Below are 25,048 nucleotides of genomic sequence, written 5' to 3' on the forward strand. Positions count from 1 at the left end.
TTCTAGAAATACGTCAATCATTTCTCACGAAAAAGCTTTTAAGGTTATACTCAAAAAAGCACCGCCATAAGGCGATGCTTTTTCATTACGAATAGGATACAGTTTGTTCTTTTTCCTCTGTAGCTGGCTCTTCAGCATCTTTTTTACGATCTGACAGTTTAATCTTCTGTAAGAAAATCGTAAAGATAGCGCCTACTACGATAAATACTAATCCTGTTAAGAATACAGTATGAAGTGAGTCTACTAAAGAGTTTTTCAAAATTGGTACAATGCTATTAGCGAATGCTTCTGGCATTTGTTTTAATGCCTCTGGACTAAATAACATTGAATATAAGCCTTGCGGATCTGTATGAATCATATCTTTAAATTTCGTTACCATTTGTCCCGCTTCTTTTGGGAATGTATCTAATACAGGTACTAAATTTTTTGTTAACGTTGTACCTGAAGTGTTATTCATGATTGATCCTAAAATTGTAATACCAAATGTTCCGCCGATTTGACGGAAGAACTGACTTGATGATGTTACGACACCAAGATCCTTTTTCGGGAAGCTTTCTTGTAACGCTAATGTTAATGTCGGCATTACAAGACCCATTCCTAAACCGATAACCATCATATAAGAAGTAGCAGTCAATTTAGTTGTGTGCATATCCATCGTTGTTAATAACCAGAACCCTCCAGCCATTATAAGCATTCCTGTAATAATTTGTGGTTTTACACCAACTTTTAATACAAGTTGCCCGCCAATAATACTCATCACAATCATTGTAATCATCATTGGCGTCATAATTGTTCCTGATTCAGCAGCACTTACTCCTACAATTCCTTGCATGAAGAATGGTACGAACATAATCGCACCGAACATTCCAATACTCATAAAGAATCCAATCGCATTTAGTAATGTAAATGTACGATTTTTAAAGAAATGCATCGGTAAAATTGGTTCTTCCGCTTTCGTTTCAACGATAACAAAGCTAACGATACCAATTAAAGCTAATGCAAATAACCCGATAATTTGCCAAGAATCCCATGCGTAATCTTTTCCACCAAACGTTAATGCAAGTAATAAACTTACAACACCGAGAATCATCGTAAAGATCCCAGCGATATCAATTTTAATTGGTCCTGTTTGTTTATGTGATTTTAATCCCATTGCAATAAAGATTGTTGCTAAAATACCAACTGGCAAGTTAATGTAGAATACCCATCTCCAGTTCACTGCATCTACAATCCAACCACCCACTTGTGGTCCAATTACAGAAGCAAGACCGTATAACGCACCAAAAATACCTTGCCATTTCGCACGTTCTTTCCCCGTGAACATATCTCCGATAATAATCATAGCCATTGGCATCATAATACCGCCACCAAGACCTTGAATACCACGGAAAATAATTAATTCTGTCATACCATTTGCCATACCACATAATGCTGAGCCAACCATAAAGATAACTAGCCCTGTTATATATACGTTACGACGGCCAAGTAAATCCGCTAATTTACCTGCGATTGGTACAACTGTCGTTGATGTTAACATATAAGCTGTTGTTAACCACGTCATTAAGCTTAATCCGCCTAGTTCACCGACGATACGCGGCATTGCTGTACCAACGATTGTTCCATCTAAGGCAGCAAATAGCATCGCAATGATTAAACCGATTAACAACAACTTTCTATTTATATTTTCTTGTTGCTCCATGTAATCTCCTCAATTCCTCTTAGTTATTCTCTTTTTTCTCTTGTGTCCCGCAAATAATTGTTTCTAACTTCTCAAAGAGGCGTAACAAATCTTCTCTTTCTTGTAATTCTAAATGTGAGAAATATTTTGCAATGTGCTCATTACGAGCGGTCATTGCCTCTTCTACTCTAGCTTTCCCCTTTTTGGTTAACTCAATGACGACAACACGACGGTCCTCTTTGTCGTGATAACGCTCTACAAGCTCTTGGTCAATTAAGCGATCGATCATCACTGTAATTGCACTAGGCTTTACATACATCTTTTTTGCTAATTTTGTCGCCCTTGAAGCTCCATAATGATCTAAAATCTTTAAAATATAAAACTGCGGTGGTGTAAGTCCTGTTGCTTGCATTTGTTCTAATAACTCCGTCTGCATTTTCTTTCCAATTGAAAAGGCAAGAGCTTGAATTTTATCGATATGCATCATATCATTTGGCATGTTATCCACCTCTTATTTAAACAATAAAATATTTAATGTATTTAAATATTAATCCGACGAATAAAATCCGTCAACGTTTTTATTTATAAAAACGTTTACATTTTTGTCACAAAGTTGTATAATTTTCGACGAAGTTAATATTGACAGTCACGGAGAATCGGAGTACACGGCTATGAATCATAAAAAAGGAAACTTTTTTATATTTCATGGCCTTTTTATATTCTCTCTGACTTACGACACTTCGAATTAATTTGGGGAGGATTTTCATTTTATGTTTTTTACACAATTCTTTAAACCTGCGCCCCACGCGGAACGCTTACCAGCTGACCGCGTTGATAGTGAATACCGTAAACTACGTTTACAAGTATTTTTAGGTATCTTCATCGGCTATGCAGGTTATTACTTTGTTCGAAAAAACTTTTCACTAGCAATGCCATACTTAATTGAACAAGGCTTTAGTAAAGGGGAACTTGGGGTTATCCTTTCAGCAGTTTCTATCGCTTACGGATTAAGTAAATTTCTTATGGGTATCGTATCCGATCGTTGTAATCCTCGCTACTTTTTAGCAGCTGGGCTATTTTTATCAGGTATCATTAATATTATTTTCGGCTCATTTTCTTTCATTACAACGAGCATTATACTTATGTTTGTACTTCAGTTTTTAAATGGATGGGTACAAGGGATGGGATGGCCTCCTTGTGGTCGTACAATGGTTCACTGGTTCTCTATTAGTGAACGTGGTACAAAAATGTCTATTTGGAACGTCGCTCATAATGTCGGTGGCGCACTTATGCCTTCCCTTGTAACATTAGGGTTATATTTCTTTGCAAATGACTGGAAAAGTATTTTTTACTTCCCAGGTATTCTTTCAATTTTAGTTGGTATTTATGTATTAATTACGATGAGAGATACACCTCAATCTTGCGGATTACCTTCTATTGAAGAACATACTGGAGAATATCCACCAGATGAAAAAGTACAAGATCGCGAACGCGAACTTTCAGTAAAGGAAATTTTATTTACATACGTACTAAACAATAAATTTTTATGGTACATCGCTATTGCGAACGTTTTTGTTTATTTCGTACGTTACGGTGTTGTAGACTGGGCTCCTACTTATTTAGTAGAAGAAAAAAGCTTTACTCATAGTAGCTCACGTACAGCTTATGCTCTATATGAATGGGCTGGTATTCCAGGTACACTTCTTTGCGGCTGGATGAGTGATAAACTATTTAAAGGACGCCGCGCACCTGCTGGTATTTTATTCATGGTTGGTGTATTTATCGCCGTTCTTGTATACTGGCTAAACCCTCCTGGTAATCCAATGGTTGATAGTATCGCACTTGTTGCAATTGGATTTTTAATTTACGGACCTGTTATGTTAATTGGTCTACACGCTCTTGACTTAGCACCAAAGAAAGCGGCTGGAACTGCAGCTGGATTAACTGGCTTCTTCGGTTACTTAGGCGGAGCAGCTTTCGCTAGTGCTGCTATGGGCTTTATCGTCGATGCATTCGGATGGGATGGCGGATTCATCTTATTACTTGTATCTTGTGTACTTGCAATGTTCTTCCTTGCTCTTACTTTAAAGACAGGATCTCCAAAACAAAAGCAAGCTTAAGCACTAATATTATTCTTATCAAAAAAAGAGAGTCTGTTCTTTCCAGAACGTCTCTCTTTTTTCTACATATAATACTTTTTTCTTACAAAAGATTTATTTCCCTTTCTTATACATGTTAGCGTTTTCAAAGCGCTTCAACTACTTATATACATGCATCCAATCTCTATATAAAAAGATTTTTGAATATTTTCTCAACTTATGCTTGTCAAACATTGTCAATTTATATTAAAATAACAACAACATACAAAATATTTAGTCTTTTCAGAAAGATGGAGGGATAGCCATGAAGAATCCACTTCTTCGCATTGAAAACTTACAGACTTCCTTTCGCATACAAGATCAATATCATGCCGCAGTTGATGATGTTTCGTTAACTGTCCATGAAAATGAAATTGTCGCGATAGTTGGTGAATCAGGTTGCGGAAAAAGTGCACTTGCCCTTTCCATTATGCGACTGCATAATGAAGCAAATACAAAATTACAAGGGCAGCTTAACTATAGAGATAAGGATTTACTAACGATGTCAGCCGCAGAGATGAATAAAGTACGCGGATCAAACATCGGTATGATTTTCCAAGAACCTCTTACAGCACTCGATCCTCTTATGACAGTTGGAAAACAAATCGAAGAAAATTTAGACTACCACACAAGCCTTTCAAAAGTTGAAAAGAAAGAACGCACCTTAGAACTACTTCATCAAGTTGGTATTCCAAAACCAGAACTTACATATAAACAATACCCACACGAATTATCTGGCGGAATGAGACAAAGAATTGTTATCGCAATTGCAATTGCTTGTAACCCAGCACTTATTATTGCAGATGAGCCAACAACGGCTCTTGACGTAACCATCCAAGCACAAATTTTAGACTTACTAAAATCTATTCAAGAACAAACGAAAATGGGCATTATTTTAATTACTCACGATTTAAGTGTTGTCGCAGAAACAGCCGATCGTATCGTCGTTATGTACGCTGGACAAGTTGTAGAAACAGGAAAAGTTGAAGAGATTTTTAACAACCCTCTTCACCCATATACTCGTTCTCTATTAAACTCCATTCCATCTGCGTATGCTGAAAAAGAAAAATTGCATGTAATTCAAGGGGTGGTTCCTTCGTTAGCGAAGATGCCTCGCACAGGTTGCCGCTTCCAAGCTCGAATTCCATGGATTAGACCTGATCAGCACGAGGAAAATCCAATTTTACATGAAGTAAAACCAGACCACTGGGTGCGTTGTACTTGCTACAAACATTTTAACTTCCAAGATAAGAAAGGAGATGACGTAACTCATGGCACTGCTTAAAGTAGAAGATTTAAAAGTACACTTTCCAATTAAAGGTGGTGTTTTCGGTCGTACATTAGATTACGTTCGTGCTGTTGATGGCGTAAGCTTCGAACTACAACCTGGCGAAACGTACGGAATCGTTGGGGAATCTGGGAGCGGCAAATCAACAACTGGAAAAGCAATTATGCACTTAACAAAAGCAACAGGCGGTAGCATTCATTTTAATAATAGAGATTTAACAAAATTAAGTCGCTCAGAACTAAGAGAACAGCGAAAAGATATTCAGATGATTTTTCAAGATCCTTATTCATCCTTAAACCCGAAGAAACGTGTTATGGATATTATCGCTGAACCACTTCGGAATTTTGAGAAACTCTCACCTGATGAAGAGCGTAGAGCTGTTCAAGATTATCTTGATAAAGTTGGCTTAAATCCAGAGTCTATTTATAAATACCCACATGAATTTTCCGGTGGACAAAGACAGCGGATTGGTATTGCACGCGCACTTACACTAAAGCCGAAGCTTATTATCGCAGATGAACCTGTATCTGCACTCGATGTGTCAGTACAAGCGCAAGTTTTAAACTTCTTACAAGATTTACAATCTGAACTCGGACTAACATACTTATTTATTAGTCATGATTTAGGTGTAATTCGCCATATGTGTGACCGTATCGGTGTTATGTATCGCGGACGCATTGTGGAAGAAGCAACTAGTGCTGAAATTTATAATAACCCACAGCACATCTATACGAAGCGCCTAATATCAGCTATTCCTGATATTCGTCCGGAAAACCGCGAACAACAGCGTAAATTGCGTCGTGAAGTAAGCACTGAGTACGAAAAATCATACGAAAATTATTTCAATGAAAATGGACGTGCTTACGATTTAAAACCAATCTCGCCAACTCACCGGGTGGCATTACCATAAGGGAGTGATAAAACATGTGGAAATTTATATTACGCCGGATTTTAGTTATGATACCGCAATTATTCGTATTAAGCGTACTCGTCTTTACACTTGCTAAAGCAATGCCAGGTGATGCATTAAGTGGCGCTGAACTAGCAAACCCAAAAGCCGATCCAAAAGTAATTGAAGAACAACGTGAGAAACTTGGGTTAAATGATCCTATTCCCACACAATATGTAAGGTGGATTTCAAACGCCGTACAAGGAGATTTCGGTATTTCTTACGCACATAAAATACAAGTAACAGATATTATTGGGGAACGCCTTGGTAATACAGTGCTGTTAGCTCTTCTAATTCTTATTCTTACTTATTTAATTGCCATTCCACTTGGCGTTATAAGTGGGCGTTGGAATGATACGTGGGCTGACCGACTCATTACACTCTATAACTTTTTAGGATTTGGTACACCCCTATTTATTTTCGGATTAGTAATGTTATTCTTATTCGGCTTTTTATACCCGATCTTCCCTACAAGTGGTAGCGTTGATCCACAAGTGGCAGCCGGATCATTTGATTACTATTTAAGTAAATTAAATCATATGATTTTACCAGCTTTATCTGGGGCATTAATTGGCACTGTAGGAACTGTACAATATTTACGAAGTGAAATTATTGATACGAAACATAAAGATTTTGTACGCACAGTAAAAGCAAAAGGTGTACCAGAATCTAAAGTATATTCCAGACATATTTTACGAAATTCATTTTTACCAATTGCAGCATTTTTAGGATATGAAATTACAGGTTTAGTTGGTGGCTCTATTATTCTAGAAAATATTTTCGGCTACCCAGGAATTGGACAACTATTTTTCCAATCTATCACTCAACGTGATTTCAGTGTCGTAACTGCTCTTGTATTATTTACTGGATTCGCAACGCTACTCGGGACTCTTCTTTCCGATATTATTCTAAGCATCGTTGATCCACGTATTCGTATTGATTAATGGAGGTGAAGAAACGTTATGTTAGCAAATCCTGAAAAACAAACTGAGGTCATTCATTACGAAAAGAGCCCTTCTGGTTTCTCCATTATGTGGCGAGAATTTCGTAAAGATAAACTAGCAATGTTTTCCCTATTCTTTTTAGCTTTAATATTAATAGCCGTTTATACAACTTCATTTATTATGAAACAAGAAGATATCGTTCGAGTCGATCTGTTCGCCATTTATGATCCTCCTTCTGCTGAACATTGGCTAGGAACTGATTATGGAGGCCGTGATATTTTCGGACAATTAATTATTGGTACACGTAATTCCTTTACAGTTGGTTTAGCCATCACTCTTTTATCAACTCTTATCGGTCTTACAATGGGACTAATTGCTGGCTATTTTGGAGGAGTTGTCGATAACATCATCATGCGTTTTATCGACTTTATGATGATTTTACCATTCTTAATGATTGTTATCGTATTTATCTCACTCGTTCCAACTTTCAATATTACTACATTTATTCTCATAATGACCGCTTTCTTATGGGTCGGAAAAGCAAGACTTATACGCTCTAAAGTATTAACTGAGAAAGAACTTGATTACGTATCTGCATCTAAAACGTTAGGAACACCAAATTGGAAGATTATCTTCCAGCAAATATTACCTAATTTGAGCTCTATTATTATTGTAAATATTACATTAAATCTTGCTGGTAACATCGGGATTGAATCTAGTTTGACTTACTTAGGCTTCGGTCTACCAGAAAGCACACCGAGTCTTGGTACACTTGTAAGTTATGCAACAAACCCAGATGTATTGCAAGAAAAATGGTGGATTTGGTTACCCGCATCAATCATGATTTTAGTGTTGATGCTGTGTATAAATTTTATTGGTCAAGCGTTAAAGCGTGCGGCTGATGCGAGACAAAGAAAAGGTTAAGGGGTGGAGAAGTTATGAACAAACCAAAATTGTACAAAGTATTAAGTACACTTGCTGCTTCAACATTATTACTATCTGCATGTGGGGGTGCTGATAGCGGTAGCAAAAAAGCAAATACGAAAAAAGTAGAAACAAATAAATTTAGTGCTGCTGTAAAAAATGATGGTAAAGAAATTAAAGACGGATCATTAACTTATGGACTCGTTTCAAATTCACCTTTCGCTGGTGTTTTAAGTAGGGTATTATATGAAGTTGCTCCAGATTCAGAAATTATGGATTTCTTTGATGAACAATTATTAGCTACAGATAAAAACTGGGAAATTACAAATGATGGTGCTGCAACTTATACAATTTCTGAAGATAAAAAAACAATTACAATTAAGATTAAAGATAATGTAAAATGGCACGATGGTAACCCTTTAACAGCTGAGGATTTAGAATATTCTTACTTAATTATTGGGAATAGCAAATATACAGGTATTCGTTACGATACACAAATGCAAATGATTGAAGGTATGGAAGAATATCACGCTGGAAAAGCTGACAAAATTTCTGGTATTAAAGTAGTCGATCCAAAAACAATTTCTATTACTTATAAAGAAGTAAACCCTTCACTGAAAACTGGTATTTGGACATATCCTACACCAAAAAAATATTTAGGTGATGTACCAATTGAAAAACTAGCTGAATCAGATAAAATCCGTCAAAATCCAATTGGATTCGGACCATTTAAGGTGAAGAAAATCGTCCCTGGTGAATCAGTTGAGTATGAGCGCTTCGATGATTATTGGGGTGGCAAACCTAAACTAAAAAATATAACGCTAAAGGTTGTAAATCCATCTATTGTTAGTGCATCTCTGAAAAAAGGTGATATTGATATTGCAGCAATTACTGCTGATCAATATCCGAACGTAAGTAAATTAAAAAACACACAACTAATTGGTAAAACTGACCTTGCTTACACTTATATCGGATTTAAGTTCGGACATATGGACAAAGCAAAGAATGAAGCTGTAATGGATAACGATAAGTTCAAAGACGTTCGTTTACGTCAAGCGATGGCACATGCAATTGATAGAGAAAAATTGGCAGAGAAAGTATATCACGGCCTTCGCGTTCCAGCTAACTCTCCAATTCCACCATCTATGCCAAAGTACCATAATAATGATGTTGGTTCATATAACTTAGATGTAGATAAAGCGAAAAAACTATTAGATGAAGCTGGCTATAAAGATAAAAATGGTGATGGATTCCGTGAAGATCCAAAAGGTAATGAATTTAAAATTAACTTCCTAGCTAGTAACGGTAGTGAAACAAGTGAACCACTGGCTAAATTCTATATTCAATCTTGGAAGGATATCGGCTTAAAAGTAGAACTTGTTGATGGACGCTTACATGAATTTAATGCTATGCGTGAAATGATTAAAAAAGATGATCCAAAGGTTGATATTTTCTCTGGTGCTTGGAACACTGGTTCTGATCCTGACCTTTCTGGTCTATGGGGTAAAAATGCTGGTTTTAACTATCAGCGCTGGGTAAATGATGAAAATACGAAGTTATTAGATGCTGGATTATCAGAAAAAGCTACTGATGAAAAATATCGTAAAGAAGTATACGATAAATGGCAAAAATTAATTCATGACGAAGCACCGATGATTCCAATTCATTACACATTTGATTTAACAGGTGTTAATAAGCGCGTAAAAGATTTTGATGTCAATGCTGAAGTGAATCAAATAACTTCACATTGGAAAGACGTTACTGTAACAAGTGAGAAGCCAGAAGTAGAAAAATAATCATAAAAATAGCTCCTAGCATCTATATACATGCCAGGAGCTATTTTTTATTTACAACCTTTTTAGTGCTATTAATAACAACCAATTCCTTCCCCACTCTAAAATTAAAAGATTTGATGAATCATCTTTATTACAACAGCTAATGTAACAGATGCAGCAAATCCCCCTAAACAAATAAGACCGACACCTTGGCTATATGATAAATTTTGAAGTGCTTTCATCTTTTTCATCCTCCCTATCTCCCCTTCGTTATTTTTATTTTACCAATGGAATAATTTTCATAACATCGATTTTTCTGACAAAAAACTTACAAATTTGTAAGTTAATATTTTCTAAAACTTATGTATCTATTATGTCCACACTCGCCCCTTTTATACGTCAAAAAAGACCTCGAATTATATCAAGGTCTTGCTTACACTACAAAATATTTCACTCAATTTATTTAATAATCATCACCGGACATTTCACACGCTTTGCTATTTTATGACTGACACTACCAAGCACCATTTCTTGCAATGTATTTAACCCTCTACTCCCAGCAATAACAAGATCTATATCTCCTGTATTTACGTATTGAACAATTGTATCTCCTGGATCGCCATGTAATATCGTAATTTTATAAGAAATGTTCTCTTTCTTTAATAAACTTTCAATCTCTTTTAATTTATCTTTTCGACTAGCTGATACCGTTTCTAAATCCGTTTGGCCTTGTATAATATCTGATTTTGCTGTTCTATTATCTACTACGTACACAACTTCAACATTTGTTTCTTCACTACATTTCGCAATATATGTTGCATGTTCCGCTGCTCGAAGTGCATGTTCAGAACCGTCACATGCTAATATAATTTGTTTGTACATATGCTGAATCTCCTTTTCGTTATCCTACTCATATTATATAGTAAAGCCCCCTAAAAAGGAGGCTTCTAACTAGCAATTCTTTTATTATAAGTAGCTAAATTAGTAACAAGTTTTGCACTACGTTCATTTAATCCCGTTATACTTACTTTCACGCCACTTTGTTCATACTTCATAATAACTTTATCAATTGATGCCACTGCTGAATCATCCCATACATGTGCATGAGTAAAATTCATCTCAATTTCTTTTACATCTTCATCAAATGAAAAAGCATTTATAAAGTCTGCCGTAGACGCAAAGAAAAGTTGACCATGAATTTCGTATATTTTCTTATTTTCAATATATAAATGTTTCACGTGAATCTTTGCCATATTGAATGCAAATAAAACCGCACTAATTACTGTTCCGATAATTACACCTAATGCTAAATTATGTGTAATTAAGACAACCACAACTGTTACGATCATAACAAATGCATTCCCTTTTGGTACTTTATGAATCGTTGTTACAGAGTTCCAATCAAATGTTCCGATTGAAACCATAATCATAACTGCAACTAAAGCTGCCATCGGAATATGAACAACATAGTCCCCTAAAACGAATAGTAATACGATTAAAAATCCGCCCGCTACAAACGTCGATAAACGACCGCGTCCACCTGATTTAATATTAATAACAGATTGTCCAATCATTGCACATCCTGCCATTCCTCCGAAGAAACCAGCAACAATGTTTGCAATACCTTGCCCACGTGCTTCTTTATGTTTATTACTTTCCGTATGCGTCATATCATCTAAAACTGAAGCTGTTAATAAAGACTCTAGTAAACCGATAATTGCAAGCATAACTGCGTACGGTAAAATAATCCCTAATGTCTCAAGTGTAAAAGGCACGTCTGGAATACTAAAGAACGGTAATTCTTTCGGCAAACTTCCCATATCCCCTACTGTTTTTAACTGTAATCCGCTCATAATTGCAATACTTGTCACAATAATAATGGAAATAAGTGTCGATGGGACAGCCGTCGTAATACGTGGAAATACATATATAATTACAAGTCCTAATGCGACAAGCGCGTACATTTGCCAAGTTGCATTTTTAAAATGTGGCAATTGTGCTGTAAAAACTAAAATTCCAAGTGAATTTAAAAAACCACTCATAACAGATTTCGGAACAAACTTCATAAATGAGCTCAGTTTGAACACGCCAAAAATAATTTGGACAATACCTGTTAATATTGTTGTAGCAAATAAATATTGCAAACCATGATCTTTAACAAGCGTTACCATTAACAATGCCATTGCACCTGTTGCAGCTGAAATCATTCCAGTTCGTCCACCAACAAATGAAATGGTAACGGCAATACAAAAGGCTGCGTACAACCCAACGGTCGGATCCACGCCTGCAATAACAGAGAAAGCAATTGCTTCAGGGATTAACGCTAAAGCAACAACTATTCCTGATAGCACATCCCCTTTCACGTTGGAGAACCAATCATTTTTTATCGTCTGAAACAAAATACCACTCCTCTACTCTTTTATCATTTGATTTTCTCCGTAAGAAAATCAAGGCCGACTGCACGAAGGTTATTATATAACGAGTAGAGGATTTTGTGCTATGTAAAAGTTTCCTAAAGAAAAAGACCCTACCTTAGTAGCGCCTTTGCTCCTTTTATTAGTGCCCACCGTGCCCTTGACCACTTTCTTGCACAATCTCTAATCTCTCATCTAATATTCCTTGTGTTTCAAATGAAATATCACTCGTACTTCCTAATAGGAAGCCGTGGTTATACGGGCCAAGTGTTGGGTCATCTTTAAACTTCGGTTGAATAGTAGCAAGGAAATCATACACTGGTTGTGAAGCTTTTCCTTCCTCTAATAAGATAACGGGGGCATGTTTACCCATATGTGAAAATGGTGCTCCTGCAACTGCTAAGTCTGGTGTTTTGCTTGAAACAAATGATACACCGTGACCTGGTTTTGTGAACCCCCATCCAAATTTTGCTTTTTCATCTTTAAACTTTGCAAATGCAATAGAATTCTCTACTGGAGTCTCTCCACTAATACGCGTTACTTTCCCGTATTTGCTTAACTCTTTTTCTACTTCTTTTGAAATGATTTTTTCTGGTCCTAGTACATATATATTTGCTTTATCTTTTCGCATCTTTAATGCCTCTATCGTCGCTTCTGGCACTTTATTCTTTTCTGTATAAAGTAGTGGTTCTGGCATATGAGAAATCCAGTTTACAGCTGGTGTTGTATATAAACGCCCTTCCTCTTCGGATGAGCCGATAATAACACTATTCGGATAACTACCTGTTATATCCGCATACTCTTTATCAACATCTTTTGCAAATGTAGCTGGATCCGTTTCTTTTATTTGCTTTACTTTATACTCTTTTAATTGCTCAAGGATAGATGCATCGACATCCCCCATCACCATAATTTGTGTTCCATCTTTCGTTCCGAGCGGATTTAATCGTTTTATTTCTTTTAATGTCATTTCGGGTACCTTTTCTTTTTCTATAAATAGAATCGGTCCGTTATTCGGATGATGAATAAGGTCTGCACTTGCAATACCTAATTGCCAGTCTTTTACTGGTACTAAAATAACAGCGCCTGGCTGATTCTCTTTATGTGTTGCTGGCCATATCGTCTGCGAAGTTAATACTGCCATTTGAAGAGGATCATTTGTGTTTAATCTCGTTACATTTTTTAAACTTGTCGTTAATAAATCATTTGATGCACCCTGATTCATTTCTTTCGGCGCAGTTACCTCCTGATTCATTTTCATTTCCTTCTGCTCTGTTTTCTTCGCTTCTTTAGATTCATGATTTTTATGATCTGCATTTGTTTGTCCACACGCCGCAAGACCAACTGCTGTAATTATTGTTATCCCAAAAACTCGGGTCATCTTTTTCACTATACCGCCTCCGTATAAATCATTTTCGAGCCAATATCATTACCTAAAATGGAATTTCAACTTTACAATAACAAGCAATTCTGAAGAAATTATGCAGACGCATTACAATCTGCACCATTTCTTCATGATTTTGCATTACAATTTAAGTAAAGATTACATATGGAGGGCTCTCTATGATTGATATACTGCTCGTAGACGATGAACCGAGAATGCTTGAATTATTAACGCTTTATCTTACTCCAATTGGATATAACTGCATATGTGCACGATCCGGAGAAGAAGCGATTTCACATATAGAAAATCAAAACTTTAAATTTATTTTACTGGATATTATGATGCCAAAGATGGACGGATGGGAAACGTGTAAAAAAATCCGCTCATTTAGTAACGTTCCTATCATTATGGTAACAGCTCGTGATCAAACGGTAGATGTCGTCCAAGGATTAAAAATCGGAGCAGATGATTACGTAACGAAACCTTTCCATGAAGAAGAGCTTTTCGCGAGAATTGAAGCTGTTTTAAGGCGAACGAATCAACGGACGCAAATCCAATATCACGGCATTTTATGGGATGAGGCAAAGCATTTCGTTTCTGTCTATAACGAAGAACTTCTTCTTACACCAATTGAATTCTCTTTACTCGGATTATTTTTACGTCATGTGAACTACGTATTGAACCGTGATCAGCTCATTGAACGAATTTGGGGATTAAATACAAATACAGAAGATAGAACTGTCGATTCACATATTCGTAATTTGCGTGATAAATTACGAAAAGTAAATTTCCCTATTGATGATCATTTAAAAACTGTGTACGGAGTTGGCTATCGATGGGTTGATACTTTAGATTAAGGAGCAAAGCAATGAAGCGAATTTCTATTCAGCTCGGATTTTATTTTTTGATTGTTACACTTTTAATCGAAAGTGTTCTATTTGTCTCGCTTTATTATAGTCTTGTCAACAATAGAGTAAATGAAGAAATGACAGCTTTATTAAAGCGCGGAAATAGTCACAGAGATGTCCTTGAAAAGTATTTTGATAAGCAAACAATCTCTCATGTTGCACTAATGGAATCCGAAGCCGAAACCACTGTTGTTATTACAAATGCAAATAAGGAAGTACTAGCTAAATCCAATGAAATAAATACTACTATAAAAAAGCATATTGAAAAGATGCAAACACGGACAGATCATGACGGAGCAATTATAGAGAATCACTGGAAAACATCTAATTATATATGTACGGTTAGTCCCATCATAGTAGCTGGAAAACATGAGGGGTATGTGTATATGTTTCTTGGGACAGAATCCATTGAAAAGTTGGTGAATGGATTAACAAAACAATTCATTATCGCTGGTGCCATCACGTTTCTACTCACAGTCATTACCATTTTTCTTTTATCTCGGTTATTAACAAAACCATTGTTACACATGAAACATGCCACTGAAAAAATGAGTAAAGGAGATTTATCAGTTTCATTAACGACTACTCGAAATGATGAAATTGGTGAACTAGCATCATCTATTCAAACACTCGCAAATGATTTACATTATATGAAAACAGAGCGAAGTGAATTTCTGGCAAGTGTTGCTCATGAATTACGAACACCATTAACATACGTAAGAGGTTATGCTGACATTGCTTCAAAAGAAGCAACATCTCCTGAGCAACGTTTGCGGTATTTATCTATTATAAAAGATGAGTCTGATTACATCACAAACTTAGTTCAAGATTTGTTCTCCCTTGCACAAATGGAACAACATAACTTTTCTATTCAAGTAAAGGAAGTGCATTTACACACCTTCCTTACGCGTATATGTGAAAAAGTAAACGCCATGTATAAAGAAAGGTACATTACAGTTTCTTTCTCTTGTCCTCCTACACTGCTAGTAAACTTAGATGAACAACGATTCGAACAAGTTGTGGTGAATATTTTAAATAACGCTTATAGACATTCAAAAGAGCATTCTCATATAAACATTTCTGTTACAGAAGAACATAAAAGTATTTCCATTGCAATTGAAGATGAAGGCGAAGGTATTCCGCTTGAAGACCTCCCTCACATTTTCGACCGCTTTTATCGAGTTGATAAAGCGAGATCACGAGCTACAGGCGGAACTGGTTTAGGATTATCTATCGTGAAAGAAATTGTAGAGCTGCACGGTGGGAATATTACTGTAACGAGCGAAGTTGATCACGGATCTTGCTTTATTATTTCATTGCCATCTATACAAAAACACGACTACCATCAGTAGTCGTGTTTCTTTATCATTTTACTTTATAATATAAGTTTACAAATTGCCCAAAACGTTTCGTATCCGTTAAAGTTAAATGAATTTCTGGGTTCTTGTCTTGAAATAACGGAACTCCAGAACCTAATATATGCGGTGTAATCGTAACAACATATTCATCAATTAGATTATTCTTAAAGAACTCTCTCAGTAGACTCCCTCCACCGACCATCCATATTTTAGATCCTTCTTGCTCTTTCAACCTTTTTGTAAACTCCACTACATCTTCATTTACAAACTCCACGTGTTCGTTCGAACCTTTTTCTGAGTTAGAGAAAACATAACATTTTTTATCTACATACGGGAATGTTTCCATATGCTCTACTACATAATCGTACGTTCTTTTTCCCATGATTATCGTATCAATTGTTTCATACATTTCTGTATAACCGTTATCTCCCTCTCCTTCTGTTTCCATTAACCACTCTAAATCATCATTTTCTTTCGCAATATATCCATCTAAGCTCGCCGCAATAAATAAAACTATTTCACGTGACATATCTTTTCCTCCTTGCATCTCATCTTGATAATCATCTTGATAACATATGATGTAAACAATATACTAACAATAAAACATGACAATTTATGTCATGTTAAAAAGAAAAAAGGTGATACATTTGTCAAAAGCTAAACGCTTATTAGATATTCTTATATTTGCTTCTGCCAAAAAGACATTTACAGCGCAAGAAATAGCTGATGAATTTAATATCTCCGTTCGTACTGTCCATAGATACATTTTAGATTTAAGTGATATGGGGTTGCCCATTTACGCAGAACAAGGTCGTAACGGCGGCTATAAAGTATTAACGAATAGAGTCATTCCACCTATCTTATTTACGGAAGAAGAAGCAGTCTCCATCTTTTTTGCTTTTCAATCTTTAAGTTACTATCGTGACTTGCCTTTTAACACAGAAATCAATTCCGTTACACATAAACTGTATAGCTCCCTACAACATGATGCGAAAGTGAAAGTTGATAAAATACGTTCTTACATCGCCTTTTGGAATCCGAAGCGTACAATTGATACACCTCTTTTAAACGAAGTACTAACTGCGGCTATTGAAAATAAAAATTTACAATTTCAATATGAATCTAAATCGGGGATAAAAACAAAACATGTTCATCCTATCGGTGTATATGCTCATGACGGACTATGGTACTTACCATCCTATGACTTCAGTAGAAAAAAAGTATTACTGTATCGCGTTGATCGTATTCTTTCTATATTATCAACGGAAAAAAATGAAAGTACATTCATGAATTTAGCAGAATGGTTTGACTCTAGCTCTAACGTCGTACACATTCCTACGCAGTTACATGTTTTACTGACAAAAGAAGGTGTGCGCCAATGTAAAAGCGTGCCTTACCTTGAAGAATTCGTTGTAGTAAACGAGGACGGGACAGGATATATACATTCAACAATTGATAAAGGTGAAATAAACTTTATTATCCCTTTATTTTATAGACTTGGAAAAGATGCAAAAGTGTTAGAACCGAAAGAATTAATAGATGGTTTACGTATACGTGCGAAAGAAATTTTACATATGTATGAAGACGAAAAAAGCTGCTAGATGTAAGCAGCTTTTTAGTCTCTTTGTTACTATTGACGAATATCAATCCACCAACGATGTTTCGCATTCATATTTTCAGTGTCGCCAGTCCCTCTGTAATTGAAAGCATCCAAAAAGATTGAATCTAGTTTATCCTCATCTACAAAATAACCTAAGTTAACCTTCACCGTTTCTCCTGGTCGGATACTACCAATATTGTAGAAGCTTTTTCCATTTCCATGAGGCTCTAAATAATCAACTTCGCCTGTCATAATATTTTTTTCTACGATTCCATCTTCTTTAGCGTAGTTCCATGCATTCCCTTCAAATTTAAGCTGTTTTATAGATGGATGCATATAGATTTCTTCTGTCGACTTTTTACCAATATTTTTTACTGTTGTTTTTAAGTAAACAAACTTAGGATTAATTAATTTTGTTTCTACTAATTTATGAATTGAATCTTTACCATTTCCAAGTTTATATACATCGCGTCTATATGGTATCAATTGTCCCTCTTGATCCAAAGCTTGATTCTTGCTTAATATCTCTAGGCCAAGTTCATTAAAGTTCTCTTGTTTAAAATCTTTGATTGAATCAAAGACTTCAACTTTTTCTATCACATATTCAATTTGGCTGTTATCCATAGATATCGTTACTGGAACCTTTTGCCCTATATGAAATAGTCGTTTGCTATCCTTCTTCAAAGGAATTACCTTAGTTGTTTTACTTTCTTGGCTAAAATACTTTTTATCATAATCGCTTATATATGATGACTTTTCTTTTGACGTGGGCTCAAGTGAAATGCTCCCTAGCACATCTATCATTTGTTCTTCGTTTATATCATTTCCAATATAACTTTGTAACATAATTCCTTCTTCCTCAAAATAGAGAAAAATTACTCTATTAAACATTAAAGCTTTATTACCATTTTCTCTATGAACAATTACTGCCTTCTTACCATTTATCTCTTTTTCTTCATAACTTTTCGAGTACAGAGTTGGAAAATCTGAATTCCCTCCTACTCTCCAAAGAACGAATGAAAATCCCCCCATTGCGTAGTTATCTTTAAATGAATATTTCATAGCTCTATCATCAATTGCTTCCATATTTTCTGGCAATTTACCTATTTTCAACTTATACCACTTATCACTCTTTTTTGAGTCCTTGTTTGATACCGAAACATTTACTTCGTAATTTTGTTTTTGGACAATCATATTATAGACTTTCACTGCACCAAAAACGGTTGTCGGCATACCAATCAATAAGCAAGCAGCAGCGATTAACATACGATGTTTTTTACGCTTTTTCTGTGGCTTCTCGTCTTTCAGCTTCATTTCTTCCATAAACAATTTCTTTTTGCGCGTATATGTATGTGAAAATTCATGTTGTTCTTCGAGTTTATCAAAATCATCTAAAGCAATTTTTTCAGCAAGTTCATATATTTCTTTGGAGTTCTTTGAATTCGTCATGTTGTATACCTCCTATCATATTTTGGACTCTTTTTCGAGCACGCTCAAACTGCTTTCGGACATTAGCCTCCGTTATCCCCATGACGCTTGAAATTTCTTGATACGTTAAGTTATAGAAGACTTTATACTTAAACACCTGTTTGTTAGATTCATTTAACTCTTTTAACAATGCATCAATTTGAACCTCGGACATTACACGTTTTTCCCACTCTTCAATATTTTCATCTACTGCTTCTGCTGATTCTCTTTCATATTCTTCTAAAAATGTTTCATGTCGTCTATTTTTCCGGTAGCTATCAATCGCCTTGTTTTTCGCAACCCTCAAAATGTATCGTTTAAGCTCTTCAGTACTCAAGCTATGGAGCTTTTCCAAGTTCTTATAAAGAGTAATAAACGTCTCTTGAACTGCATCTTCTGCCTGCTGAATATTATTTAAAATAGAATAAGCTACATAATAAATCTTTTGTTCATACAACTCATATAGCTCTTCCATCTTTTCATAATCGTTGTTTGTAACTTTCATATAATTCCTCCTCTCACTCTATATAACGAATGAGCACCATACTTTGTGACACTGCAAAATCTTTTTATAGATAAAATTTAATAATAGAATAAATAAAAGCCCAATTTCTCTATTTTAACTGAGAAATTGGGCTTTTGTTTATTAGAATTTTCCTGAAAACTTCTTTAAAACATCCCTCTTACACTTTTTCATTAAGCAGTATTTGCTCTATCGCCCCTTTTAATAAGCGCTTAGTCTCTTCAAAATTATGATTCTGCTTTTCTCCCGATTGTACCGTATAAAATTCAGCAAACGAGCGCTCTTTATATCTTGGTACGACATGCATATGGTAATGTGTTAACTCGTTAAATACTCCACCATTTTGACAAACTGTAACTCCATCTGGTTTATATAATGCCTTAATCGCTTTTGCAATAGGCTTAGAAGCATCCATAATGGATTTTGCTACAACATCATCTAATTCATCTACTTCTACAACATGCTGTTTTGGCACAATTAAAGTATGTCCTGGATAGAAAGGTGCATGATCTAAAAAACATGTTACATACTCATCTTCGTATACTCTGTAAATTTTCTCCTCTTCGTTTGCTAATTTACATCCTAAACATTCCATCATACTTCCCCCCCTCTCTAAAACAGAAAAACGTGAGAGCCGTATTCTCACGTTTTTCTGTTTTACTTTATTAGCTCAATTGTTTCCGTAACTTTTATACTATCCTTTACAGATTGAACAATTGTGCAATTTTTCACTGCAAGCTGCAACGCCTTGTCCAACTGCTCTTCTGTAATGTTTTGTGCTTTAATTTTATAATGCAAATGAACACTTTCAACTGGTTTTGATAAAGCATCACTTCTACCAATTTCCGTTTCAATTGTAAACGTATCGTATGGAATACGTTTCTTTTCTAAAATTGTTCGAAAGACAATTGCACTACATCCTGCGATTGAAGAAATAAGTAATTGTAACGGTGAATACCCGTTTTCTTTTCCAATCGCTAATTGACCATACGATAAATCTGCCTCAATATCATCTTGTTTGATGGTTAGTTTCATTTGTTGTCTCCACCTTCATCGGTTTCTGCCGTTTCTTATTTATATAATAATATATGTAGCAGAAAATGATAAATGGAATACCACAATATAACGCCATTCTTTGTTCTGGAATAAACGCTAAACTAATAACAACGATACTATTTGTAATTAAAGCTAAAATAGGAACAATTGGATATAACGGTGTTTTATATTTTAAGTCCTCTAACTTTCCTCCGCCTTTTATATACTGACTTCTAAAGCGCAATTGCGACAGGGCAATAATGATCCAACTTGAAACAGCTGATAAACCAGCTATAGATAATAAGTACATGTATACTGTATCTTCTGCAAGGAAACTTGTTAATAAAGATAAAGCAGCTACAGCAATTGTTACGACTAGCGCTGTAATTGGAATACCACGCTTATTTACTTTCTGGAAAGACTTTGGTGCCATTCCTTCATTTGCAAGTGACCATAGTATACGAGTTGCCGCATATAATCCTGAATTCGCTACAGATAGTAACGCTGTAATAATAACAAAGTTCATAATATCAGCTGCATATGGAATACCAATTTTATCAAACACAACTACGAACGGACTTTCAATTACGCCAGCTTCTTTCCAAGAAATTAATCCTACTAAAATCGTCATTGTTAAAATGAAGAATAACATAATGCGCCATACTGTATTACGGATTGCACGTGGAATTGTTTTTTCTGGATTTTCACTTTCTCCCGCTGCAATCCCGATTAACTCTGTTCCTTGGAACGAGAAGTTAACTGTAATCATTGTAAGTAATACGGCAGCTAGTCCATTCGGGAATAACCCGCCTTCGCTTACAAAGTTAGAGAAAAGAGGTGCTGCTTCTTTTCCGTCATATGATATAAATCCTAATAATGCACTACCACCAAGAACAACAAAGGCAAGAATGGTAACTACTTTAATACTAGAGAACCAAAATTCTAATTCAGCATAACTTTTCGCCGAAATTGCGTTTGAAGCATATAAAATAACACCGAATACAAGACACCATACCCAAACATCAACATTCGGAAACCATCTTTTCATCATTAAACCGATTGACGTTAATTCTAATCCTACTGTTACTGCCCAGCCAAGCCAATATAGCCAGCCGATCATAAAGCCCGTTCCTGGTCCAATAAACTTCGTCGCATACTTTTGGAAAGAACCTGAAACTGGCATCGCTACCGTTAATTCTCCAAGACAAAGCATTGTTAAATACATAATAAATCCGCCTACTAAATATGAAAGGATGGCTCCCCCTGGTCCAGCCTGATTAATGGTGTAACCTGAACCTAAGAAAAAACCAGTTCCGATTACACCACCTAGTGCGATCATAAATAAATGTCTACTCTTCATCGTACGATGTAATTTCTCATTCGTTGGTTGCTGCATCTAAATCCTCCCCTACCAATACCCCTATATCTTGTTAAAATTTTCTGATAATAAAAATATACACGAAAGCGATTACATTTTCTATATAAAATTAAAACTTTTCTGATAAAATAATATAAAAAATTGAATTATTGCAAGATTTAGATTCTATTTAGAGGAAAATAAGGAGAAACAAGGAAAAACCCTTACATATATTGTAAGGGTTAACGAAGTTCTAACCTTCTCGATAAAATTGATAAACTATAGTTTACAATAAAGTACATACAAGCTACTACTATAAACGTTGGAATCATATAATTTACATTTTGTCCGCTAATAATTTGAGCATTATGCATAAGCTCTGGGAGTGATATAACGACTGCTAGCGCTGTATCTTTCAGCAATGAAATAAACTGACTGACAAGTGGCGGGACCATTCTTCTTAATGCTTGTGGTAAAATAATGTGCCAAAGTGCTTGCACATACGTTAATCCTGAAGATCTTGCAGCCTCAATCTGTCCTTTTTCAATAGATAATAGGCCACTTCGAACAATTTCAGATATCATTGCAGCTTCAAATATTGTTAAAGCGACAATTACGGCTGTTATAATTTCTAATTTCAAGCCTGCTTCTGGAAGTGCAAAATATGTGAAAAATATAATTAAAAGTAGTGGTAAGTTTCGAATTACTTCAACGATAACTCCTAATATTTGTGAGAAGACGGGTATTTTTGTGTACCGTACAATCCCTATTACACTACCGATAATAAAGCTAAGTACAATCGCTACGAGTGCTACCTCTAATGTGATGAGTAATCCTTTTAATAAAAAGAGAATATGATCTCCTGTAATTGCTCCCTTAAAATCCATTTACACCGCCTCCTTTGCTAAGCGTTTTTCTAAATAACGCACTAGCATACTGAGCGGAATTGTTAATATTAAATAAAACATCCCGACAAATATATACACATCGAACGTAACAAACGTCTTCGTTGAAATTAAATCTCCTTGATACATTAAATCAGCACCAGCAATAATTCCGAGTATAGAAGAGTTTTTTGCTAAATTGAGAAATTGATTTCCTAAAGGAGGGATTACGATTTTCATCGCCTGGGGTAAAACAATATAATACATTCCCTGTACATACGTTAATCCTGAGGAACGTGCTGCTTCCATTTGACCTTTTGCAACGGATAAAATACCAGCGCGAATGACTTCCGCAATAAACGCTGCAGTATATACGGTAAGCGTAACTGTTCCTGCTACAAAACCATTTAAAGTAATTCCTACTACAGGTAAAGCGAAATAGAATATGAATGCAATTAATACGAGCGGAATATTTCTTACAAATTCTACAATAGCAGCTCCCAACCAATTTAAAATGCGAATTGGTGCAATACGCATTACCGCCAATACTACCCCTAAAATAAAACTGCCTATTAATGCGATTACACTAGACAACACTGTATATTTAAAACCCTCTAAATACATATCAATGTTATTCGTTAATATAGAAAAATCAGGCACATATTCTCCCCTCTTTCTTTACAAGAAGAGGATGAGTACTCTCATCCTCTCACTTTTACTATTTATCACTTTACTTCTCTGGTTTCTGCCCAATCCATTTCTCATATAATTTGTCATACTCTCCGCTTGCTTTCATGTCTTTAATTAAATTATTAATCTCTTTCGTTAAATCATCTGCACCTTTTTGCACTGCAATTCCGTACGGCTCATCCGTGAAAATTTTCCCGACAACTTCATAATTCGAATCTTGTTTTGCCATACCGTAAAGAATTGCATTATCTGTCGTTAACACATCACCTTTTCCTGCTTTTAACGCTGTAAATGCCTCACTGTAATTTTCAAATTCTAATACAGTCGCTTCCGGTGATTTTTGGCGAATGTTATTTGTCGATGTTGAACCTTTTACTGCTAACACTTTTACGCCCTTTTTCACATCATCAATACTTTTAATATCGCTTCCTTTTTTCACGAGTAACGATTGCCCTGCTTTAAAGTATACATCTGAAAAATCGACCTCTTTTTTACGTTCTTCTGTAATTGTCATTGTTGCAATAATTGCATCAATGTCACCATTTTTCAGGAGTGGAATACGCGTTTTAGACGTTACCTCTTTTAATTCTAATTTCTTTTCATCTCCAAGAATTTTTTTCGCAAGCGCCTTTGCAACATCAACATCAAATCCTTCTACCTGCCCTGTTGAAGGGTTTTTCAATCCAAATAAGTTCGTATCATTCTTCACCCCAACTACTAATTTCCCGCGCTTCTTAATTTGCTCAACAGCCCCGCCTTGCTTCGTATTCGTTTCTTTTGCCTCATCTTTTTTACTTCCGCACCCAGCAACGACAAGTACGAATAGACATGAAAATACGATTAACGTAAACAACTTTTTCATTTTAAGCATAAAACTCCTCCTTTAATGGTTTAACACTCGGCTTAAAAATAGACGCGCTCTTTCTTGTTCAGGACTTGCAAAAAATTGCGCCGGTGTTGTATCCTCAATGATTTTGCCATCATCCATAAATAAAATCCGATCGGCTACCTCCCGCGCGAATCCCATTTCATGCGTGACAACGACCATCGTCATCCCTTCTTTAGCTAGCGTTTTCATAACATCAAGTACTTCCCCGATCATCTCTGGATCAAGAGCAGACGTAGGCTCATCGAATAGCATAATTTCCGGCTGCATCGCAAGTCCTCTAGCAATTGCCACCCTTTGCTGTTGTCCACCAGATAATTGATGTGGATATACACTGGCCTTCTCCGGAATTCCTACTTTCTCTAAATAAAACATCGCCGTTTTCTCTGCTTCCTCTTTTGAAATTTTATTTACTTTAATAGGTGCTAGTGTAATATTTTGAAGAACCGTTTTATGTGGATATAAATAAAAATGTTGAAAGACCATTCCGATATTTCGGCGTAATTCATTCATATCTGTTTTCGCATTGTGTACCTCCGTATTTTGTACAATTAACTCTCCATCTGTAATTGACTCTAACTGGTTTATACACCGAAGCAACGTGCTTTTTCCTGATCCTGAAGGCCCAACAACTACTACCACTTCACCTTTTTTCACTTGTACATTAATATCTTTTAAAACTTGAAAGTTACCATAATATTTATTTACATTACGAAACTCTATCAACATACTCCCCCCTTCCCCTAACAAAGCATGTACATTCTTTTTATATTCAAAAATAAGCAAAAAAATAACTTTGATCCTCATTTCACCCATAAAAAAAGCAAAGGGGTTTCCCTTTTGCTT

General features: G+C 35.6%; 25 protein-coding genes. 9 read left to right on the forward strand and 16 right to left on the reverse strand.

Annotated elements, in window-relative coordinates; translation table 11 throughout:
- Window positions 1-85: 85 nt before the first annotated feature.
- Together PQF83_RS21240 and PQF83_RS21245 are read right to left on the reverse strand one after the other, a co-directional pair.
- The gene (locus PQF83_RS21240) at window positions 86-1,699 is read right to left on the reverse strand and encodes an MDR family MFS transporter (RefSeq protein ID WP_000437635.1); all 1,614 of its coding nucleotides are present in this window, start codon (window positions 1,697-1,699) and stop codon (window positions 86-88) included.
- A 19-nt stretch (window positions 1,700-1,718) separates the two neighbouring features.
- Window positions 1,719-2,177, reverse strand: a complete 459-nt coding sequence (locus PQF83_RS21245) for a MarR family winged helix-turn-helix transcriptional regulator (RefSeq protein ID WP_001132356.1) — start codon at window positions 2,175-2,177, stop codon at window positions 1,719-1,721.
- Window positions 2,178-2,448: 271 nt separating this feature from the next.
- On the opposite strand from PQF83_RS21245, the gene glpT reads away from it, so the two are divergent.
- From glpT to opp4A, 6 genes are all read left to right on the forward strand, one after another.
- Window positions 2,449-3,798 carry a glycerol-3-phosphate transporter gene (gene glpT / locus PQF83_RS21250; RefSeq protein ID WP_000466372.1) on the forward strand — a complete coding sequence of 450 codons (1,350 nt, stop codon included), beginning with the start codon at window positions 2,449-2,451 and terminating at the stop codon, window positions 3,796-3,798.
- Window positions 3,799-4,081: 283 nt separating this feature from the next.
- Entirely contained in the window at window positions 4,082-5,101 is a 1,020-nt protein-coding gene (locus PQF83_RS21255) for an ABC transporter ATP-binding protein (protein ID WP_000795374.1), read from the forward strand.
- Entirely contained in the window at window positions 5,088-6,014 is a 927-nt protein-coding gene (locus PQF83_RS21260; RefSeq protein ID WP_001196380.1) for an ABC transporter ATP-binding protein, read from the forward strand. Before PQF83_RS21255 ends, PQF83_RS21260 begins: the two co-directional genes overlap by 14 nt.
- A gap of 14 nt (window positions 6,015-6,028) precedes the next feature.
- The gene (gene opp4B, locus PQF83_RS21265; RefSeq protein WP_000265445.1) at window positions 6,029-6,997 is read left to right on the forward strand and encodes an oligopeptide ABC transporter permease; all 969 of its coding nucleotides are present in this window, start codon (window positions 6,029-6,031) and stop codon (window positions 6,995-6,997) included.
- Between the two features lie 18 nt (window positions 6,998-7,015).
- Window positions 7,016-7,921: an ABC transporter permease gene (locus PQF83_RS21270; RefSeq protein WP_000880733.1), complete on the forward strand. Its 906-nt coding sequence runs from the start codon at window positions 7,016-7,018 to the stop codon at window positions 7,919-7,921.
- A 14-nt stretch (window positions 7,922-7,935) separates the two neighbouring features.
- A complete protein-coding gene (gene opp4A / locus PQF83_RS21275; protein WP_001039724.1) occupies window positions 7,936-9,717 on the forward strand; it encodes an oligopeptide ABC transporter substrate-binding protein in 1,782 nt (593 codons plus the stop codon).
- A gap of 104 nt (window positions 9,718-9,821) precedes the next feature.
- On the opposite strand, the gene PQF83_RS21280 is transcribed toward opp4A, so the two are convergent.
- From PQF83_RS21280 to PQF83_RS21295, 4 genes are all read right to left on the reverse strand, one after another.
- Complete coding sequence (locus PQF83_RS21280) at window positions 9,822-9,947, reverse strand: DUF4027 family protein (protein ID WP_000738299.1); 126 nt, start codon at window positions 9,945-9,947, stop codon at window positions 9,822-9,824.
- 208 nt (window positions 9,948-10,155) lie between these two features.
- On the reverse strand, window positions 10,156-10,578 hold the full coding sequence (locus PQF83_RS21285) for a universal stress protein (RefSeq protein ID WP_000278002.1): 423 nt from the start codon (window positions 10,576-10,578) through the stop codon (window positions 10,156-10,158).
- 65 nt (window positions 10,579-10,643) lie between these two features.
- Window positions 10,644-12,095 (reverse strand): SulP family inorganic anion transporter, encoded by a 1,452-nt coding sequence (locus tag PQF83_RS21290; RefSeq protein ID WP_000487887.1) that lies wholly within the window; start codon window positions 12,093-12,095, stop codon window positions 10,644-10,646.
- 157 nt (window positions 12,096-12,252) lie between these two features.
- Entirely contained in the window at window positions 12,253-13,500 is a 1,248-nt protein-coding gene (locus tag PQF83_RS21295) for a cell wall-binding repeat-containing protein (protein WP_000738893.1), read from the reverse strand.
- Between the two features lie 173 nt (window positions 13,501-13,673).
- Between PQF83_RS21295 and PQF83_RS21300 the strand changes: the two genes are divergently transcribed.
- Together PQF83_RS21300 and PQF83_RS21305 are read left to right on the forward strand one after the other, a co-directional pair.
- Window positions 13,674-14,351: a response regulator transcription factor gene (locus PQF83_RS21300; RefSeq protein ID WP_000565459.1), complete on the forward strand. Its 678-nt coding sequence runs from the start codon at window positions 13,674-13,676 to the stop codon at window positions 14,349-14,351.
- Window positions 14,352-14,362: 11 nt separating this feature from the next.
- Window positions 14,363-15,754 (forward strand): sensor histidine kinase, encoded by a 1,392-nt coding sequence (locus tag PQF83_RS21305; RefSeq protein ID WP_000822577.1) that lies wholly within the window; start codon window positions 14,363-14,365, stop codon window positions 15,752-15,754.
- Between the two features lie 13 nt (window positions 15,755-15,767).
- On the opposite strand, the gene PQF83_RS21310 is transcribed toward PQF83_RS21305, so the two are convergent.
- Window positions 15,768-16,289: a dihydrofolate reductase family protein gene (locus PQF83_RS21310; protein WP_000085793.1), complete on the reverse strand. Its 522-nt coding sequence runs from the start codon at window positions 16,287-16,289 to the stop codon at window positions 15,768-15,770.
- Between the two features lie 76 nt (window positions 16,290-16,365).
- Between PQF83_RS21310 and PQF83_RS21315 the strand changes: the two genes are divergently transcribed.
- Window positions 16,366-17,361 carry a helix-turn-helix transcriptional regulator gene (locus PQF83_RS21315; RefSeq protein ID WP_001996681.1) on the forward strand — a complete coding sequence of 332 codons (996 nt, stop codon included), beginning with the start codon at window positions 16,366-16,368 and terminating at the stop codon, window positions 17,359-17,361.
- 29 nt (window positions 17,362-17,390) lie between these two features.
- On the opposite strand, the gene PQF83_RS21320 is transcribed toward PQF83_RS21315, so the two are convergent.
- The 9 genes from PQF83_RS21320 to PQF83_RS21360 all read right to left on the reverse strand — a co-directional run bounded on the left by PQF83_RS21320 (window position 17,391) and on the right by PQF83_RS21360 (window position 24,928).
- Window positions 17,391-18,809 (reverse strand): DUF4367 domain-containing protein, encoded by a 1,419-nt coding sequence (locus PQF83_RS21320; protein ID WP_000185093.1) that lies wholly within the window; start codon window positions 18,807-18,809, stop codon window positions 17,391-17,393.
- A complete protein-coding gene (locus tag PQF83_RS21325; protein WP_000869279.1) occupies window positions 18,775-19,332 on the reverse strand; it encodes an RNA polymerase sigma factor in 558 nt (185 codons plus the stop codon). The genes PQF83_RS21320 and PQF83_RS21325 overlap by 35 nt, the downstream gene beginning before the upstream one ends.
- A gap of 178 nt (window positions 19,333-19,510) precedes the next feature.
- A complete protein-coding gene (locus PQF83_RS21330) occupies window positions 19,511-19,948 on the reverse strand; it encodes an HIT family protein (RefSeq protein ID WP_000969619.1) in 438 nt (145 codons plus the stop codon).
- 59 nt (window positions 19,949-20,007) lie between these two features.
- On the reverse strand, window positions 20,008-20,385 hold the full coding sequence (locus PQF83_RS21335) for an OsmC family protein (protein WP_000778858.1): 378 nt from the start codon (window positions 20,383-20,385) through the stop codon (window positions 20,008-20,010).
- Window positions 20,360-21,781 carry an amino acid permease gene (locus PQF83_RS21340; protein ID WP_001187115.1) on the reverse strand — a complete coding sequence of 474 codons (1,422 nt, stop codon included), beginning with the start codon at window positions 21,779-21,781 and terminating at the stop codon, window positions 20,360-20,362. Before PQF83_RS21340 ends, PQF83_RS21335 begins: the two co-directional genes overlap by 26 nt.
- A gap of 203 nt (window positions 21,782-21,984) precedes the next feature.
- Window positions 21,985-22,629, reverse strand: coding sequence for an amino acid ABC transporter permease (locus PQF83_RS21345; RefSeq protein WP_000345989.1), 645 nt, complete (start codon window positions 22,627-22,629; stop codon window positions 21,985-21,987).
- Entirely contained in the window at window positions 22,630-23,286 is a 657-nt protein-coding gene (locus tag PQF83_RS21350; protein WP_001112658.1) for an amino acid ABC transporter permease, read from the reverse strand.
- 70 nt (window positions 23,287-23,356) lie between these two features.
- A complete protein-coding gene (gene glnH / locus PQF83_RS21355) occupies window positions 23,357-24,187 on the reverse strand; it encodes a glutamine ABC transporter substrate-binding protein GlnH (RefSeq protein ID WP_000916479.1) in 831 nt (276 codons plus the stop codon).
- Between the two features lie 12 nt (window positions 24,188-24,199).
- Complete coding sequence (locus PQF83_RS21360; protein ID WP_074564835.1) at window positions 24,200-24,928, reverse strand: amino acid ABC transporter ATP-binding protein; 729 nt, start codon at window positions 24,926-24,928, stop codon at window positions 24,200-24,202.
- Between the last annotated feature and the right edge of the window lie 120 nt (window positions 24,929-25,048).

Source organism: Bacillus sp. FF-1 (genome assembly GCF_028548245.1).
GTDB lineage: Bacteria > Bacillota > Bacilli > Bacillales > Bacillaceae_G > Bacillus_A > Bacillus_A paranthracis.

What these genes read in the sequence shown, in the direction of transcription:
- opp4B (WP_000265445.1), top strand. Translation starts at nt 6,029, where the DNA reads ATGTGGAAATTTATATTACGCCGGATTTTAGTTATGATACCGCAATTA.
- glpT (WP_000466372.1), top strand. Translation starts at nt 2,449, where the DNA reads ATGTTTTTTACACAATTCTTTAAACCTGCGCCCCACGCGGAACGCTTA.
- PQF83_RS21270 (WP_000880733.1), top strand. Translation starts at nt 7,016, where the DNA reads ATGTTAGCAAATCCTGAAAAACAAACTGAGGTCATTCATTACGAAAAG.
- PQF83_RS21305 (WP_000822577.1), top strand. Translation starts at nt 14,363, where the DNA reads ATGAAGCGAATTTCTATTCAGCTCGGATTTTATTTTTTGATTGTTACA.
- PQF83_RS21315 (WP_001996681.1), top strand. Translation starts at nt 16,366, where the DNA reads ATGACAATTTATGTCATGTTAAAAAGAAAAAAGGTGATACATTTGTCA.
- PQF83_RS21240 (WP_000437635.1), bottom strand. Translation starts at nt 1,699, where the DNA reads ATGGAGCAACAAGAAAATATAAATAGAAAGTTGTTGTTAATCGGTTTA.
- glnH (WP_000916479.1), bottom strand. Translation starts at nt 24,187, where the DNA reads ATGCTTAAAATGAAAAAGTTGTTTACGTTAATCGTATTTTCATGTCTA.
- PQF83_RS21260 (WP_001196380.1), top strand. Translation starts at nt 5,088, where the DNA reads ATGGCACTGCTTAAAGTAGAAGATTTAAAAGTACACTTTCCAATTAAA.
- PQF83_RS21285 (WP_000278002.1), bottom strand. Translation starts at nt 10,578, where the DNA reads ATGTACAAACAAATTATATTAGCATGTGACGGTTCTGAACATGCACTT.
- PQF83_RS21310 (WP_000085793.1), bottom strand. Translation starts at nt 16,289, where the DNA reads ATGTCACGTGAAATAGTTTTATTTATTGCGGCGAGCTTAGATGGATAT.
- PQF83_RS21340 (WP_001187115.1), bottom strand. Translation starts at nt 21,781, where the DNA reads ATGCAGCAACCAACGAATGAGAAATTACATCGTACGATGAAGAGTAGA.
- opp4A (WP_001039724.1), top strand. Translation starts at nt 7,936, where the DNA reads ATGAACAAACCAAAATTGTACAAAGTATTAAGTACACTTGCTGCTTCA.
- PQF83_RS21255 (WP_000795374.1), top strand. Translation starts at nt 4,082, where the DNA reads ATGAAGAATCCACTTCTTCGCATTGAAAACTTACAGACTTCCTTTCGC.
- PQF83_RS21325 (WP_000869279.1), bottom strand. Translation starts at nt 19,332, where the DNA reads ATGAAAGTTACAAACAACGATTATGAAAAGATGGAAGAGCTATATGAG.
- PQF83_RS21300 (WP_000565459.1), top strand. Translation starts at nt 13,674, where the DNA reads ATGATTGATATACTGCTCGTAGACGATGAACCGAGAATGCTTGAATTA.
- PQF83_RS21245 (WP_001132356.1), bottom strand. Translation starts at nt 2,177, where the DNA reads ATGCCAAATGATATGATGCATATCGATAAAATTCAAGCTCTTGCCTTT.
- PQF83_RS21280 (WP_000738299.1), bottom strand. Translation starts at nt 9,947, where the DNA reads ATGAAAAAGATGAAAGCACTTCAAAATTTATCATATAGCCAAGGTGTC.
- PQF83_RS21320 (WP_000185093.1), bottom strand. Translation starts at nt 18,809, where the DNA reads ATGACGAATTCAAAGAACTCCAAAGAAATATATGAACTTGCTGAAAAA.
- PQF83_RS21345 (WP_000345989.1), bottom strand. Translation starts at nt 22,629, where the DNA reads ATGGATTTTAAGGGAGCAATTACAGGAGATCATATTCTCTTTTTATTA.
- PQF83_RS21330 (WP_000969619.1), bottom strand. Translation starts at nt 19,948, where the DNA reads ATGATGGAATGTTTAGGATGTAAATTAGCAAACGAAGAGGAGAAAATT.
- PQF83_RS21335 (WP_000778858.1), bottom strand. Translation starts at nt 20,385, where the DNA reads ATGAAACTAACCATCAAACAAGATGATATTGAGGCAGATTTATCGTAT.